Source organism: Streptomyces sp. AC550_RSS872 (assembly GCF_019049285.1).
In the GTDB taxonomy this organism is placed as follows: domain Bacteria; phylum Actinomycetota; class Actinomycetes; order Streptomycetales; family Streptomycetaceae; genus Streptomyces.
Genome location: NZ_JAGMUL010000001.1, coordinates 1 through 16,052 on the forward strand (window position 1 = coordinate 1; position 16,052 = coordinate 16,052).

The window sequence follows — 16,052 nt, forward strand, 5'->3', positions numbered from 1 at the left end:
GGCAAGGGTGGCTCGGGAGCGGCAGGGGTGACGGGGGCGGGACGGCAGCGGTGACGTGGTGCGGGGGCGGCGGGGGTGACGGGGTGCGGGGGCGGCGGGGGTGACCGGGGGTCGCACCTGCCGCGACAAGGCTGATCTGCGCGCTCTCGCGGGCTCCGGCACTCTGGTCAGATGGGAGTGTGGGACCTCGTGCTGGTCGGCCTGGTCCTCCTGCTCGGCCTCTGCGGAGTGCTGGTGCCCGGTGTCCCGGGGTCGTGGCTGGTGTGGGCCGCGGTCATGTGGTGGGCCTTGCAGGACCCCCAGCCGGTCGCCTGGTGGGTGCTGGTCGGGGCCACCGTCGCGCTGCTCCTCTCCCAGGTGGTGCGCTGGGCGCTGCCGCCGCGCCGACTGCGCCCGAGCTGGGCGGGCCGGCGCGTGGTGGTGTACGCCGGAACGGGATCGTTCCTGGGCTTCTTCCTGATCCCCGTGCTCGGCTCGATCCCCGGTTTCATGGCCGGCGTCTACCTCGCGGAACGACTCCGGCTCGGCCGCCACGGCGAGGCGAGGGCCGCGTTGCGGACGGCGATGCGGTCGGGCGGGTCGAGCGTGCTGGCGGAGCTGTTCACATGCCAGTTGATCGCGGGGGCGTGGGTGGGGGCGGTGATCTGGGGCTGATGCCGGTCATCGAGACACCGCTGTCGGCGGCGCAGTCCCTGAACGACATGGTCTGCCAGTCCTGGGCGGGATGTTCCGCGTCTTCCCGGCGCTCCCGGCCACCTGGGCAGACCTGTCTCCGATGCGGGCGAGGGCACGATCCGCTCCCCTGCGGGGAGGGCGACTCGGCGCTGATCACGGCGCGGGGCGACCGCCCGGACCTGACGATCGCGCCGGTGCGGCCGAGCGAGGAAGCGCCACGCTGGGGACTCCCGACGGACTAGAAGAGGGACGAGGCCCCCTGGAGCCGGCCCTCCAGTGTGAGCAGCCGCACCTTGCGGTCGAGGCCGCCCGCGTACCCGGTCAGGGAGCCGTCGGCCCCGATCACCCGGTGGCAGGGGCGGACGATCAGCAGCGGGTTGGCGCCGATCGCGCCGCCGACGGCCCGTACGGCGGCACGGGAGGCGCCGATCCGCGCGGCGATCTCGCCGTACGTCGTGGTCGCCCCGTAGGGAACGGTGTCGAGGGCGGCCCAGACCCGCTCCCGGAACTCACTGCCGCCTGTGCTCAACTCCAGCTGGAACTCCTTGAGTTCACCAGCGAAGTAGGCGGCGAGCTGTTCCTCGGCGGCCCGGAAGAGCGCGGGGTCGTGCCGCCAGCCCTCCTGGACGGTACGGCCGCCCTTCTGGCCCGGCACGGAGAGGGAGGTCAGGGCGCCGGTGGCGGGATCGGCGGTGAGGAGGAGCGGGCCGACGGGGCTGTCGACCTCGGTCCAGTGCGTGGTCGTCGGGACAATCATGGTTACTCCAGCTCCCCTGCTGTGCACAGGTGTCGCGATGCGTAGGAGCGCCAGGGGCGCCAACTGTCGGGGGCGTCGACGCCGGGCGGTGCGACGTCCGGGTCGCCGAGGGCACGGGTCCGGATGACGGCGACGGTACGGGCGTCCAGCCCGGGCAGCGCGAGCAGCGCCTCCTCGGCCTCGTCCCGGTCGGCGCCCGGGTCCAGCCGTACGGCACCGTCCGCGAGGGCGGCGGTGAGCGCGCCCAGGGGTCCGTGCGGCTCGGCCTCGGCGAGGACGGCCGCCTCGGGGAACAGATGCGTGAGGCCGCCGCAGGGCGCGTCGAGCACCTTCCCGTACCGCCGCACGAGCGTCTCGGCCCGCTCGGGCCCCACGAGCGTCCGTACGGCCAGCTCCTCCGCGTCGGCGGTCCCGGGCGACCGCAGCCCCGGCCGCACGGCGACCAGCGGAGCGAGCCGGGGGTCGGCGCCGAGCCGCTCGTCGACGGCGTACGGATCGGCGTCCAGGTCGAACAGCCGCCGCAGGCGGTGGACGGCGGTGGTCAGGTCGCGGGGATCGGTGAGATGCAGGCGGGCGTCGAGCCAGCCGCCGGGGTGAGCTGCACCCGCGTGCCGTCCGCTACCGCCCAGCCGCTCCTCCACCGCGACGATGGCGGTGCCGTGGGGCAGCCGGAGGGTGCGGCGGTAGGTGCGGCGGCCGGGCGGGCCGGAGACGTCCTCGATGCCGGGGACGGACTCGCGGGCCAGCAGATCGAAGACGGCACCGGCCTGGTAGGGGCCGCGGTGGGCGAGTCGCAGGGGGATCCCGGCCGACGGGGTGGCCGTACGCCGGGACGGGCGGCCACCGGTGGGCGCGGCGGCGCGCAGCGCGCTCGGGGTCGAGGCGTAGACGGCCCGGATCGTGTCGTTGAACTGCCTCACGCTGGCGAACCCCGCGGCGAACGCGATCTCCGTGATCGGCAGCTCGGTGGTCTGGAGCAGCACACGCGCGGTGTGCGCCCGCTGGGCCCGGGCGAGGGCCACCGGCCCGGCGCCGAGCTCGGCGGTCAGCTGCCGCTGCACCTGCCGGGGGCTGTATCCGAGCCGCGCGGCGAGCCCGGCGACTCCTTCACGGTCGACGGTGCCGTCGCCGATCAGCCGCATGGCCCGCCCGACGGCGTCGGCCCGGACGTCCCACTCGGCGGACCCGGGCACGGCGTCCGGCCGGCACCGCCGGCAGGCCCGGAAACCCGATGCCTGCGCGGCGGCGGCCGTCGCGAAGAACCGCACGTTCGACCGCTTCGGCGTCACCGCCGGGCAGCTGGGGCGGCAGTAGATGCCGGTCGTCTCGACGGCGAAGAAGAACTCGCCGTCGAAACGGGCGTCACGACTGCGTACGGCCTCGTACCTGGTGTCTTCGTCCATCACACCGTCCAGTGTGGGCCAGGTTCGAGGATGCGGCTGGCGGATATCGGACACGGTGCTGCGATGCCATGAGGGGCGCGGGGAACTGCGTGACCAGCCGCAACGAACCCGCGGTCGCCCCCAACAGACGAGGCACACCGCCAGGCGCTACCGCCACCTCCCCCTCTTCGCCTCCATCGCGGCGCGCCCTTCGGCTCCCTTGCGCTTCCAGTCCCGCCTGATCTCGGCCCGCAGCCGCGCATCCGTCTTGGCCACGATCCGCTGGTTCTCCCGCATCAGCTTCCGGTAGCTCTCCATCCGCCGTTCGGGCAGCTCACCGGAGTCGAGAGCGGAGCGCACCGCGCAACCCGGCTCACTCTCATGCGCACAGTCATGGAAGCGGCACCGCTCGGCCAGCGCCTCGATCTCCGAGAACACCTGGCCGACGCCGACCTCGGCGTCCCAGAGGCCGACGCCCCGCAGCCCCGGGGTGTCGATGAGGACGCCGCCACCGGGCAACGCGAGCAGGTTGCGCGTGGTGGTCGTATGACGGCCCTTGCCGTCGACGTCGCGCGCGGCCTGGACCTCCATCACGTCCTCGCCGAGCAACGCGTTCGCCAGCGTCGACTTGCCCGCCCCGGACTGTCCGAGCAGCACGGACGTACCGCCGGAGACGACCGCGACGAGGACGTCGAGTCCGTCCCCGTCCAGCGCGCTGACGGTCAGCACCGGCACACCCGGCGCCGTGGTCTCCACGTCCCGCACGAGGTGCGAGAGCGTCACCGCGTCCGGCACGAGGTCGGCCTTGGTGAGCACGACGACGGGCTGTGCGCCGGACTCCCAGGCCAGGGCCAGGAACCGTTCGATCCGACCGAGGTCGAGTTCGACGGCCAGCGAGACGGCGACGACGGCGTGGTCGACGTTGGCGGCGAGGATCTGCCCCTCGGACCGCTTGGAGGAGGTGGAGCGTACGAAGGCGGTACGGCGCGGCAGATACGCGCGTACGTACTGCGGGTTCCCGGCCGGTTCGACGGCGACCCAGTCACCGGTGCACACGACCCGCATCGGATCGTGCGGCGTGACGAACGCCGTGTCCGCCCGTACGACACCGTCGGCGGTGACGACGTCGCACTGTCCGCGGTCGACCCGTACGACCCGCCCGGGCAGCAGCCCTTCGGCGTCGTACGGGGTGAACGCGTCGGCCCAGGCGGAATCCCAGCCGTAGGGAGCCAACGCGGAGAAAACAGAGGTGGAAGTCAACGGGTGACCCTTCACAAGGGTGGCCCCGGCAGCCGCGTGCACAGGACGCGGAGAAGGTGAGGTGTGATCAGCCGAGGGCCACGGAGGTGGACTTGATGAACTGAATGCGGGCAGCGCTCGTCGCAATGACAGCCATCGGTCGACACCTCCTCACTCACGTCCGCTCGGCGGCGGCGGCCTTCGGCCACCGCCCTGATCTTCCGTCACTCTAGCCCGGCCCCCGGAAGGCCCGTCAAACGGTTTTACGCACAGTCGTGCTCACCCGCAGTCGTGTCCGTTCAGCGTGAAGTCGTACGCCGGGGAGTTCGCGCCCTCCCGGGAGGCGAGGAACCCGAAGGCGAGCTCGCCGCCGGCGGGGACGGTCTTGTTGTAGTCCGCGGCGGTAGCGGTGACCCGGTCGCCGTTCTGGGCGAAGCTCGCGTCCCACATCTGGCCGACCTCCTGGCCGTCGCGGAAGGACCAGGCGACGCGCCAGTCGTCGAGCGCGCGTTCGGTGGTGACGGTGATGGTGGCCTGGAAGCCGTCGGGCCATTCGTTGACCAGGTCGTAGTCGACACTGCACGTCACGGGTTCGCTCGCGGACGGGTCAGGGCGGTCCGGGTCGCTCTCACCGGCCGTGGCGGACGAGGACGACGTGGTGCCCTGCGGTCCGGGGTCCGGCTTCTTCGGGTCGGGCGAGTCCTCGGCGTCGGTGGCGCTGTCCGACGGGCCCGGGGAGTCCTCGGAGGACTGGGTGGCGGTGACCGGCAGGGTGAAGCCGGGGTCGGCGACCGGCTGGCGGTCGGAGGGGTCGCCGCCCGCCGTGCCGCCGTCGCCGGTGGAGCCGGCAGGCATGATCGACACCGCGAGGGCGAGCACGGAGACGAGGACGGCGGCGACCAGGAGGCCGTTGCGTACGACGCGCGCCTTGTGCGCGCCGGGGTTCGGCGGGCCGGCGTCGACCGGGTCGGGGCGTCCGGCGCCGAGGCGCACCTCGGCGGCTCTGCGGCGGCGCTCCAGGTAGGCGAGGCCGCCCCAGCCGAGCACCCCGCCCGCGAGGGCCGCGGGCAGCCCGGAGCCGTTCAGCCGCAGACAGGCGGCGGCCTCGGCGCACGGGACGCAGGTGGCGAGGTGGCGGGAGAGGTCTCCGGGGGCGTCGGCGCCGGTCGAGCGGGTGACGGCGTCGAGGAGGCGGGCGTAGCTGCGGCAGCGCGCGTCCATCGGGGTGTCGAGATGGTTGCGCCGGCAGCGGTCCCGGAACAGGCCGCGGACCTGAGTGAGTTCGTCGGACACGGTCGCCGGGTCGAGGCCGAGCCGGCGGGCCACGCCGTGCAGCGGCAGCGCCTCCACCTCGGCCAGCCACAGCAGGGCCGCGTCCGGTTCCTGCATGTCGCGCAGTCCGCGCAGCGCGAGCGGGCGCTGGAGCGGAGGGCCGGAGTAGCGGGCGGCCTTCTCGGAGTTGAGCCACAGGCGCAGGTCGGGGTCGAGCATGTGGCCCTGTCCGCTCTCCTCCCAGGCGGACGCCGTGGTGCGTACGGCGGTCAGCAGCAGGGGTATGCGGGGCAGTCGGGGCGGGCGGCGGCCGGCGCTGCGCAGGGTCCCGGCTTCGGAGTCGCGGGCCTCGCGTATGCCGGTCGAAAACGCCTCCGTGGCCAGCTGGTTGGCCGCGGCGGAGCCGGCCGTGCACAGGTCGGAGTACGACAGCACGGCGTCCCAGCACTCGGAGAACAGCGCTGCCTCGGTGGCGTCCTGGGGGGTCGGCAGGTCGGGCATGAGTCTCCTGCATCCACGTGCGAGGTCAACTCGCCATATTGGCAGTGGAGTTGGGGGAAACCTCGCGGCAGGCCATGAGCCTTTCACGCTTCCGACACAACTGACAAGCGCCGTGTTCAGTTGTCATGACAGACCGCGCGCCCTGACAACTCCAGTCACTTGTACGGACGCGGGCCCCGTCTGTCTCACCTATACCGCCGTGGAATTCTCCGCCGCCGTGGAATCCTCCGCCCTCGCGGACTCCCGCGCCGGAAGGCTGTCCATGAAGGAGCTGACCGAGAACACCGCGCGGCCGGGGCCGGGCGGGCCGTAGCCGGGGGGCGAGGAGAGGCCGAAGTCGTCCATGGTGGCGCGGTACGCCTCCAGCAGGCGGATGTGGTACTCCAGCGGGGCGCCCTGCGGGTTGGCCTTGCCGAGCGGGGTCGTGGGCTCGGGGCACCAGGTGGTGAACCGGGGCGTGATGCCGTGCGACATGAAGAAGCGCAGGCCCTCGGTGGTGGACGCGATGGCCTCGTCGACCGTCCTGAACCCGAAGGGCTCGGCCATCTCGACGCCCGCCACGAAGTTGGGGATCACGTTGCGCGCGCCGAAGACGTCCGCCGAGTCGAGGATCCGCCTGTGCCACTCGTCCCGGCCGACGTAACGCTCCTTGCCGGGGCAGTACATCTTGAAGAGGTACTCGTCCCACACCTCGTAGTTGGGGTGGTAGATCTGCACGCCGTAGTCCTTGAACCGCTGCACGTCGTCGCGCGGCAGCGCCTGGGCGACGACCTTGCCGATCCAGCGGCCCGGGAAGCGCTCCTCGATGGCCTTGGCGTAGTGGCCGTAGAAGTCGGCCTCGTCCCGACCGGAGACGGTCTTGGTGATCGCGCCGCCGGTGAGGGTGTAGGCGGTGGACGCCTTCGCCGTGTCGTACCGGTCGATGATCTCCAGGGCTTCGAGGACCTCCTCGACGTCCTTCACACCGGTGTACGGCCGGCCCGCCGCCTTGTGCTGGCGCCAGTTGTGGTTGATGTCGCAGTACTGGCACTCCTCCTTGGCGCCGAAGTACTGGCACACCCGGAAGACGGTGAGGTAGATGAGGTAGCCCCACTGGATGGTCGGGGCGACCTCCATGACGGACTTCCCGTTGGCGAGCTTGTGCCGGTAGTACTCCGGCATCGGGGGCACCCCGACGTCGGCGATGCGCTTGCCGTCGAGGTAGAGGCCGAGCATGCCGTCGTCGTCCGCCGCGACCCGGTACGGCGAGGACGGGTTCACGCGCACGGAGACGACGGTGCGCCGCAGGTCGTACGGCCCGCCGGTGAGGATGATCTCCTCCGGGGGGCGCCGCAGCGCGGCCTCGCCGAGCTCGGGCAGGGTGCCGTGGTCGAAGGAGAAGATGAAGTACGACTTCGGCTTGACCTCACCGCCCTCGTTGTCGCTGAGGGCGGACGGGTCGAAGGCCACGCCGCCCCGGAGCAGGTCCTCCTTGAAGACGGCTTCCCGCGGAACGTGCGGGAATCGCTCCATCAGATCCTCGACCAGTGCGGTGCGGCTGCCCATCCGTAATCTCCTCCCGGCTCAGGCGTACGACTGCTCACGGTATGCCCCGGCCCGGGCGTGCGCGGCGCCGGGTCCCTCCGAGGGGTGTCTCTCGCCCCCGCCGCCCCTGCCCGTCCCGTCCCTGGGGGCAGCACCCCCAGACCCCCGCTGTCGGCCCTCCGGGCCTCGTCCTCAAACGCCGGACAGGCTGAAAGATGCACGCCGGGCCGGTAAATCCAGCCCCTCCGGCGTTTGAGGAGCGAGGTCCGGGGCGGGGCCCCGGGGACGGGACGGGACGGGACGGGCAGGGCGGCGGGGGCGAAAACAACCAGCCGTCACGCCATGCGTTCCAGTTCGGACCGGACGACCCCGTGGGCCAACGGCTGCCCGGCGCCGAGCCGTTCCGCCTCCTCCACGACCGCGAGGCCCAGCCGGGCCGCCTCATTCCCCTGCGAGCCGGCGAGGTGCGGAGTGATGAAGGCGTTCGGCAAGTCGTACAGGGACGAGTCGGCGGGCAGCGGCTCGGGGTCGGTGACGTCGAGGATCGCCGAGAGACGGCCGGTGCGGAGTTCGGCGATCAGGGCGTCGTGGTCGAGCAGGCCGCCGCGCGCGGTGTTGATCAGGACCGCGCCGTCGGGCATCAGGGACAGCTCGCGCGGCCCGACGAGGTGGTGGGTCTGGGGGGTCTCGGGGGCGTGGACCGTCACGATGTCCGAGGTGCGCAGCAGATCGTCCAGGGCGAGCAGGGGTACGCCCAGCTCGGCGGCGCCGGCCTCGTCGACGTACGGGTCGGTGAGGCTCACGCGCAGGTCGAAGGGGCGCAGGAGTTCGATCACGCGGCGGCCGATGCGCGAGGCCCCGATCACTCCGACCCGGCGGCCGTGGTTGCCGATGCCGGGGACGAGCCCCCAGCCGGGGAAGGCGCGCTCGGTGCGCAGCCGGTCGCGGGCGGCGAAGAGGTCCTTCCCGGCGACCAGGATCATGGCGAGGGTGTACTCGGCGACCGGCACGGCGTTGGCGACCGCGGCCGAGCTCACCGCGATGCCCCGCCGCCACAGCTCGGGCGTGGCGAGGCCCTTGACGGAGCCGGCCGAGTGCAGCACCGCCCGCAGCCTGGGCGCGGCGTCGAGGAGGGCCGTGTCGAGGCGGGGGCAGCCCCAGCCGGTGACGAGGATCTCGGTGCGGGCGAGCGCGTCCGTGACGCGCGGGGCCGGGGCCGTGAAGTCCTCGGCCACCAGGTCGGGATCGATGTCCACCGACCTCCGCAGCCGCTCCAGCACCTCCGGCGGGAAGACCTGCGGCACGTTCTCGGCGGACATGGCGAACATGGCGTACGGCCGCTGGGTCAAGGACGTGGCCTCCGGCTCGGTGAAAGGGGGGGTGAGAAAGCGGTCTCTACAGCGGTATCCACCGTAGGCAACCGCAGATGAGAGGGTCAATGCACACGCACTCACCTTGAAGGACGGCGAGGGATGACGGAGTCGATCACCAACTGGGCGGGCAACATCATGTACACCGCCAAGGAACTGCACCGCCCGTACTCGCTCGACGCGATCGGCGCGCTGGTGGCCGGGAGCGCCAGGGTGCGGGTGCTGGGCAGCGGGCACTCGTTCAACCCGATCGCCGAGCCGGGCCCCGAGGGCCTCCTGCTGTCGATCGCCGGTCTGCCGCCGGTGATCGACGTGGACCGCACGGCCCGTACGGTCCGGGTCTCGGGCGGCGTACGGTACGCCGAGCTCGCCCGCGCGGTGTACGCGCACGGGCTCGCGCTGCCCAACATGGCGTCCCTGCCGCACATCTCGGTGGCAGGCTCGGTCGCCACCGGTACGCACGGGTCGGGCGTCGGCAACGGCGCGCTGGCCTCGTCCGTGCGGGAGGTGGAGCTGGTCACGGGGGACGGATCGGTGGTGGTCATGGGGCGGGACGACGAACGGTTCGGCGGTGCCGTCACCTCGCTGGGCGCCCTCGGTGTCGTCACGGCGCTCACCCTCGATCTGGAGCCGTCCTTCGACGTCGAGCAGCATGTCCTCACCGAACTGCCGCTGGACGGGCTGGACTCGGCGGCCTTCGGGACGGTGATGGCGTCGGCGTACAGCGTGAGCCTGTTCACCGACTGGCGGGCGCCGGGCTTTCGGCAGGTGTGGCTCAAGCGGCGTACCGACCAGCCGCTGCCGGACTTCCCGTGGGCCGCGCCCGCCACCGAGAAGCTGCACCCGGTGCCGGGGATGCCCGCGGTCAACTGCACGGAGCAGTTCGGTGTGCCGGGACCGTGGCACGAGCGGCTCCCGCACTTCCGGGCGGAGTTCACGCCGAGCAGCGGGGCCGAGCTCCAGTCGGAGTACCTGCTGGCGCGCGAGTACGCCGTGGACGCGCTGCGTGCGATCGACGGGATCCGGGAGACGGTCGCCTCCGTGCTCCAGACCTGCGAGGTGCGCACGGTCGCCGCCGACGACCAGTGGCTGAGCCCCTCGTACGGGCGGGACACGGTGGCGCTGCACTTCACCTGGATCGAGGACACCGCGGCCGTACTGCCGGTGGTGCGGCGGCTGGAGGCGGCGCTGGACGGATTCGAGCCGCGCCCGCACTGGGGGAAGGTGTTCACGGTGCCGTCGGAGGTGGTGCGCGGACGGTATCCGCGGCTGGCCGACTTCCGGGCACTGGCGCGGGCGCTGGACCCGGGTCGGAAATTCACCAACGCCTTCGTGCAGGACATACTGGGTGAGTGAAGCCTTGGAAGACTTCGTAAACCCCCTTTCCTAACCCCTTGTCGAAAGCCTCCGCACGCCATAGCCTTGCGCCGCGCCGGTGCCGACGACAGCCCCGGCTTGAGCGAAGGGACGGAGGACACGCCCGGTGAAGCGCACATCACGCGACATCCGCACCGCCAATCGCTACGAGGTGCTGCGCCAGATCATCGCCGCGTCGCCCACCTCCCGGCAGGAGCTGGCGGCCGCCACCGGGCTCAGTCTCGCCACCGTCGCCACCCTCGTGGGCGAGCTGCTCGACCTCCGCATGATCACGGAGGTCGGGTTCGAGGACTCGGCCGGCGGCCGTCCCCGCGGGCTCGTGGCCGTCAACGCGTCCGGCGGCGCCCTGATCGGTGTCGACATCGCGGAGACGTACGTCCATGTCGAGCTGTTCGACCTCGGGCTGAACGTGCTGGCCCGCGCCGACGAGGACGTCCGCCCCGGGGAGAGCCTCCCCGAGCAGGTGGTGGGGCATGTCGCCGCCGCCGTCGGCTCGGTGGTCGCGCAGGCCGGCATCGAGGGCGCGCGCGTCCTCGGCGTCGGCGTGAGCGTGCCGGGGCAGGTGGACCGGGCCACCGGCATCTCCGAGTACGCACCCAACTGGGACTGGCACGACGTGCCGCTGCTGGAGCTGCTCACCGAGCACATCGCCTACCCGCTGTACCTGGACAACCCGTTGCGGGCCAGCGCGGTGGCCGAGCGGTGGTTCGGGGCGGCACGCGGGAGCGGGGACGCCGTGGTGGTCAACCTCGGCACCGGTGTGGGCGCGGGGCTGGTCCTGGGCGGCGGGCTGCACCGGGGCGTCAGCAACAGCGCCGGAGAGTGGGGCCACACCACGATCGTCCTGGACGGCCGGCTGTGCCGGTGCGGAAGGCACGGCTGTGTGGAGGCCTACGTCGGCGCGTCCGGGATCATGCTGACCCTGCGGGAGTTGAGCGCGGACAGCGCGCTGCTGCATCCGGAGGACCAGACGGCCACCATCGACGCGCTCGCCCGGGGAGTGCGGGGACGCGACCCGGTGGCGCTCAAGGCGCTGCGCGACACCGTCCGTTACCTCGGCGCGGGCATCGCGGACCTGGTCAACCTGTTCAACCCGGAAGTGGTGGTGCTCAGCAGCTGGGTCGCGGCCGCCCTGGGCGAACCGCTGGTCACCGAGGTGCGCGAGGCCGTCGCCCGGCACGCGCTGCCCCGGCCGATGGCCGCCACCCGGATCGTCCTCTCCCCCATCCCCACCGACCCGGTGTGCCTGGGCGCGGCCACGTTCGCGCTGGAGGGGGCCTTGCAGTCCGTGGGACAGAGGCAGGCGAAGCGGACCACCGCGCCCGCCAGGAGCCGTACCGCACCGCCTTCCTAGCACCCCCGCACGTCCGGCATGCCGAACGTTGCGCAACGCTTCGCTCAGACTTCGCCCAACCCCTTGCCGAAGCCTTAGCCGAAGGTTAACGTCCCGCACCGCAACCCCCTTTGAGCCAACTGGCGCTGAGCCGCTCCAGCCACAGGCAACGGGCGCAGAGCCGCAGCCGCACTCGAGACAAGGACGTCAGCATGTCGGCATTGAGCAACAGGAACTTCGACCGCCGCACCGCACTCCGGGCCGCGCTCGGTCTGGCCGCCGCCGGCGGGCTGGCCGCGTGCGGCAGCAACAACGGCCGCGGCGGCGGGTCGGGCTCGGGCACCAGCCTCGTGCAGATGTTCCACGCATACGGTGAGCCGGGCACCGAGCAGGCCATCAAGCGGTACGCGAAGGCGTACAAGGAAGCCAACGTGTCCACGCAGTGGATCACCAGCAACGACTTCGAGAGCAAGCTCTTCTCGGCCCTGCTCACCGACAACGCGCCGGACCTGTTCGAGTTCCACCCGCAGATCCAGATGGTCAGGAGCGGCCAGGTGGCCGACCTGACCGACATCATCAACCCGGTCAAGGACGACTTCAATCCGGCCGACATCAAGTCGCACACGGTCGACGGGAAGATATACGGCGTCCGGATGATCGACGACCCGCAGTTCTTCTTCTACCGCAAGTCGATGCTGGAGAAGGCGGGGGTCGAGGTGCCGACCACGCTCGACGAGCTGATGGAGGCCGCGGCCAAGCTGACCACCGGCAAGGTCAAGGGCCTGTACATGGGCAACGACCTGCACAGCGTCAACGACACGTTGATCTGGTCGGCCGGCGCCCAGCACCTCGACGAGAAGAACGAGATCGCCTATCACACGGACGCTGTCGTCGAGGGTCTGAAGAAGATGCGCACGCTGTTCACCAGCGGCGATCTGCTCCTCGGCGCCCCGACCGAGTCGTGGGACCCCTCCTCGTTCAACCAGGGCCTGTGCGCCATCCAGTTCTGCGGTATGTGGGCGATGCCGGCGATCCAGGACGCGCTCGGCGACGACTGGGGGGTCTTCCCCTTCCCGAAGGTCACGGACTCCGGAAAGGCGTCGGTCTACAACGGCGGCTGGTCGATGTTCGTCAACGCCAAGGGGAAGAACGCCGACGCGGCCAAGGAGTACGTCAAGTGGCTGTGGATCGACCAGAAGGAGTACCAGGAGGACTGGGCCACCTCCTACGGCTTCCACATCCCGCCGCGCGCCTCGCTCGCCAAGGAGGCCACCAAGCTCAAGTCGGGCAACGCCGCTGAGGGCGTCCGGCTCTTCAACGAGTTCGGGCACTTCGACAACATCGGCTGGACCCAGGCCATGCGCACCGCCTTCGAGGACGTCTTCGCCAACTGCGTCCGCAAGAACATGGACCCGGAGGCCGCCCTGGACAAGTGCGACGCGGCCGTCAACCGCGAGCTCAAGAAGCTGTTCGGATAGGCCGCGGGACGGACCACGACATGTCGACGACCACCAAGCTCGACCTCGCGAGCTCCGCCACGGCGAAGGCCTCGTCGGCCAAGCCGCGGCGGGGTCTGCGGTCCAGCCCCACCTTCACCTTCTGGCTCTTCACCGGGCCGTTTCTGATCGGTCTGGCGATCTTCGTCTACACGCCGATCCTCTGGAGCCTCTGGCTGAGCTTCTTCGAGGCCCGCTTCACCGTCACACCGGACAAGTTCGTCGGGTTCGACAACTACACGTACATGCTGACGAACGACGACTTCGTCGGCTCGCTCGGCACCTTCACCCTCTTCGCCGCGTTCATCGTGCCCACCACCTGGGCGCTGTCGCTGGGCCTCGCCCTGCTGGTGAACCGGATGCGCTTCATGCGGGCGTTCTTCCGGTCGGTCTTCTTCCTGCCGACCGCGGTCAGCTATGTCGCCGCGTCGCTCATCTGGAAGATGTCCATCTTCAGCGGGGTCCGCTTCGGCCTGATGAACACGGTCCTCGGCTGGTTCGGGATCGAGAACATCGCCTGGCTGATCGACCCCAACCCGCCCTGGTACTGGCTGGTCATCGTGACCGCCCGACTGTGGCTCCAGTCCGGCTTCTACATGATCCTGTTCATCGCCGCGCTCCAGAACATCCCGGACGAGCTGTACGAGGCCGCCGCCATCGACGGCGCCAAGTCGGGCTGGCAGACCTTCCTGTACATCACCCTGCCCCAGCTGCGTGCCACGTCCACCGCGGTGATCCTGCTGCTGCTCGTCGCCGCCTACCAGGCCTTCGACGAGTTCTTCAACCTGCTGTCGAAGACCACCTGGGGCCGCCCGCCACTCGTCGAGCTGTACTACAAGGCCCTGGGCGAGAGCCAGGACTACGGCGCCGGCAGCGCGGGCGCGCTCATTCTGACCGTGCTGATCTGTGCCGTGACCCTGCTCCAGGGCAAGATCATGGGCTTCGGAAGGGGGGACGAGTCCAAGTGACCTCCACCATCCCCAAGGTGCGCAAGTCCGCACCGAAGTCGGACAGCCCCAGCCGGGTCAGGCGCGGTGGCGGCGTGATGAGCTCCACCGGCCTCTACATCGCCACGGGCGTCGCCGCCTTCCTCTTCCTGATCCCGTTCTACATCCTCGTCCGCAACGCGCTCTCCACCGACGCCGAGATCACCGGAGAGAACTGGAAGTTCTTCCCCACGGACATCCAGTGGGGCAACATCAGCGAGCTCTTCACCGACGAGACGGTCCCCTTCGCCCAGTCCCTGTGGAACTCGGCGGTCGTGGCCACCCTGCACACCGTCGGCGTCCTGCTGGTGTGCTCCCTCGCGGGCTACGGCCTGGCCCGTATCCCGTACAAGCACGCCAACAAGGTGTTCTACGCGGTCCTCGGCACCCTGATGGTCCCGACCGCGGTCACCTTCGTACCGAGCTTCGTGCTGGTCTCCTCGCTCGGCTGGGTGGACACCTACCGTGGCCTGATCATTCCGGGCCTGTTCAGCGGTTTCACCTGCTTCCTCTTTCGGCAGTACTTCCTGGGATTCCCCAAGGAGCTGGAGGAGGCGGCACGCATGGACGGCCTGGGCTACTGGGGCGCGTACTGGCGTGTCGTCGTACCCAACTCGCTGAACTTCTTCGCGGCGATGGCGACCATCACCTTCATCGCGGGCTGGAACGCCTTCCTGTGGCCGCTGGTCATCGGGCAGGATCCGAGTTCGTGGACCGTGCAGGTGGCGCTGTCCAGCTATATGACCAACCAGACCGTCGTCTTCCATCTGATCTTCATGGCCACGGCCGTTTCCATCCTGCCCCTGGTGTTCGTGTTCCTCTTCCTCCAGCGCTGGCTGGTGCAGGGGATCGCACAGACCGGCATCAAGGGCTGACGCCTTCCTCTCAAGAGCTGGAGACCGATGTCTTTCCGCACCACCCCCTCCGCCGACTACGTCGAGGACGTCTCGCCCGGCACCGGGGTCCTCGCGCCCCGGGCCTGGTACGCCACCTCGGACGCGAAGTCCCTGTCCCTCAACGGCAGCTGGCGCTTCAGGCTGTCGGCGACCGCCGACGCCGAGGACGACTCGTTCGCCGAGGAGGGGTACGACGCCGGGGACTGGGCCGAGGTCACGGTCCCCGGCCACTGGGTCCTCCAGGGAGACGGCGCGTTCGGTTCGCCCATCTACACCAACCACCTCTACCCCTTCCCGGTCGACCCGCCGCATGTCCCGACGGAGAACCCGACCGGGGACCACCTGCGGGTCTTCGACCTCCCCGAGGACTGGCCGGACCTGGCGGATGGTGGCGCCGTGCTGCGCTTCGACGGCGTGGAGTCCTGCGCCCGTATCTGGCTGAACGGCACGGAGCTCGGCGAGTTCAAGGGCTCCCGGCTGCCGCACGAGTTCGCGGTCGGGGAGCTGCTGAAGCCGGCCGGGAACGTGCTCGCCGTGCGGGTGCACCAGTGGTCGGCGGGCTCGTACCTGGAGGACCAGGACCAGTGGTGGCTGCCGGGCATCTTCCGTGACGTCACCCTGCTGCACCGTCCGCCGGGCAGCGCGGGCGACTTCTTCGTGCACGCCTCCTACGACCACGTCACGGGCGAGGGCACCCTGCGCGTCGACTCCGACGTCGACGGGCGGGTTTCCGTTCCCGCCCTGGACATCGATGTCGCGACCGGCGAGTCGGTAACGGTCGCGGTCGAGCCGTGGTCGGCGGAGACGCCGAAGCTGTACGACGCCGAGCTGGTCACGGCCGGCGAGCGCGTGCCGCTGCGGATCGGCTTCCGTACGGTCGTCCTGGAGGACGGCCTGATCAAGGTCAACGGCAGGGCGATCCTCTTCAAGGGCGTCAACCGGCACGAGTGGCACCCCGAGAAGGGCCGCGCGCTGGATCTGGAGACCATGAGGGAGGACGTGCTGCTGATGAAGCGGCACAACCTCAACGCCGTGCGCACCTCGCACTACCCGCCGCACCCCGCCTTCCTGGACCTGTGCGACGAGTACGGCCTCTGGGTCATCGACGAGTGCGACCTGGAGACCCACGGCTTCGTCGAGCAGGCCTGGCGCGACAACCCCGTCGACGACGACCGCTGGACCCCGGCCCTGCTGGACCGCGCGGCCCGCATGGTCGAACGCGACAAGAACCACCCGTCGATCGT

The 16,052-nt window shown here is 70.8% G+C and carries 13 protein-coding genes; 7 read left to right on the forward strand and 6 right to left on the reverse strand.

Going from position 1 to position 16,052, the window contains the following annotated elements; translation table 11 throughout:
* Positions 1 to 171: 171 nt before the first annotated feature.
* Entirely contained in the window at positions 172 to 654 is a 483-nt protein-coding gene (locus KUM44_RS00005) for a DUF456 domain-containing protein (RefSeq protein WP_217205178.1), read from the forward strand.
* Positions 655 to 913: 259 nt separating this feature from the next.
* On the opposite strand, the gene KUM44_RS00010 is transcribed toward KUM44_RS00005, so the two are convergent.
* From KUM44_RS00010 to KUM44_RS00035, 6 genes are all read right to left on the reverse strand, one after another.
* Positions 914 to 1,432 (reverse strand): methylated-DNA--[protein]-cysteine S-methyltransferase, encoded by a 519-nt coding sequence (locus KUM44_RS00010; RefSeq protein ID WP_217205179.1) that lies wholly within the window; start codon positions 1,430 to 1,432, stop codon positions 914 to 916.
* A 2-nt stretch (positions 1,433 to 1,434) separates the two neighbouring features.
* A complete protein-coding gene (locus KUM44_RS00015; RefSeq protein ID WP_217205198.1) occupies positions 1,435 to 2,835 on the reverse strand; it encodes a DNA-3-methyladenine glycosylase 2 family protein in 1,401 nt (466 codons plus the stop codon).
* 147 nt (positions 2,836 to 2,982) lie between these two features.
* Positions 2,983 to 4,074: a ribosome small subunit-dependent GTPase A gene (rsgA, locus tag KUM44_RS00020; RefSeq protein WP_217205181.1), complete on the reverse strand. Its 1,092-nt coding sequence runs from the start codon at positions 4,072 to 4,074 to the stop codon at positions 2,983 to 2,985.
* Between the two features lie 258 nt (positions 4,075 to 4,332).
* Positions 4,333 to 5,826 (reverse strand): cellulose-binding domain-containing protein, encoded by a 1,494-nt coding sequence (locus KUM44_RS00025; RefSeq protein WP_217205184.1) that lies wholly within the window; start codon positions 5,824 to 5,826, stop codon positions 4,333 to 4,335.
* Positions 5,827 to 6,015: 189 nt separating this feature from the next.
* Positions 6,016 to 7,371, reverse strand: a complete 1,356-nt coding sequence (locus KUM44_RS00030; protein ID WP_217205185.1) for a radical SAM protein — start codon at positions 7,369 to 7,371, stop codon at positions 6,016 to 6,018.
* Positions 7,372 to 7,685: 314 nt separating this feature from the next.
* Positions 7,686 to 8,699 (reverse strand): hydroxyacid dehydrogenase, encoded by a 1,014-nt coding sequence (locus tag KUM44_RS00035; RefSeq protein ID WP_217205186.1) that lies wholly within the window; start codon positions 8,697 to 8,699, stop codon positions 7,686 to 7,688.
* A 123-nt stretch (positions 8,700 to 8,822) separates the two neighbouring features.
* On the opposite strand from KUM44_RS00035, the gene KUM44_RS00040 reads away from it, so the two are divergent.
* The 6 genes from KUM44_RS00040 to KUM44_RS00065 all read left to right on the forward strand — a co-directional run.
* Complete coding sequence (locus KUM44_RS00040) at positions 8,823 to 10,076, forward strand: FAD-binding protein (RefSeq protein ID WP_217205188.1); 1,254 nt, start codon at positions 8,823 to 8,825, stop codon at positions 10,074 to 10,076.
* 127 nt (positions 10,077 to 10,203) lie between these two features.
* On the forward strand, positions 10,204 to 11,451 hold the full coding sequence (locus KUM44_RS00045) for an ROK family protein (RefSeq protein WP_217205190.1): 1,248 nt from the start codon (positions 10,204 to 10,206) through the stop codon (positions 11,449 to 11,451).
* Between the two features lie 191 nt (positions 11,452 to 11,642).
* Positions 11,643 to 12,908, forward strand: coding sequence for an ABC transporter substrate-binding protein (locus KUM44_RS00050; protein ID WP_217205192.1), 1,266 nt, complete (start codon positions 11,643 to 11,645; stop codon positions 12,906 to 12,908).
* A gap of 20 nt (positions 12,909 to 12,928) precedes the next feature.
* A complete protein-coding gene (locus tag KUM44_RS00055; RefSeq protein ID WP_217205194.1) occupies positions 12,929 to 13,894 on the forward strand; it encodes a carbohydrate ABC transporter permease in 966 nt (321 codons plus the stop codon).
* Positions 13,891 to 14,787, forward strand: coding sequence for a carbohydrate ABC transporter permease (locus KUM44_RS00060; RefSeq protein WP_217205196.1), 897 nt, complete (start codon positions 13,891 to 13,893; stop codon positions 14,785 to 14,787). Before KUM44_RS00055 ends, KUM44_RS00060 begins: the two co-directional genes overlap by 4 nt.
* A gap of 27 nt (positions 14,788 to 14,814) precedes the next feature.
* Positions 14,815 to 16,052: glycoside hydrolase family 2 TIM barrel-domain containing protein (locus KUM44_RS00065; RefSeq protein WP_302185937.1), on the forward strand; the 1,238-nt coding region annotated here is incomplete at its 3' end.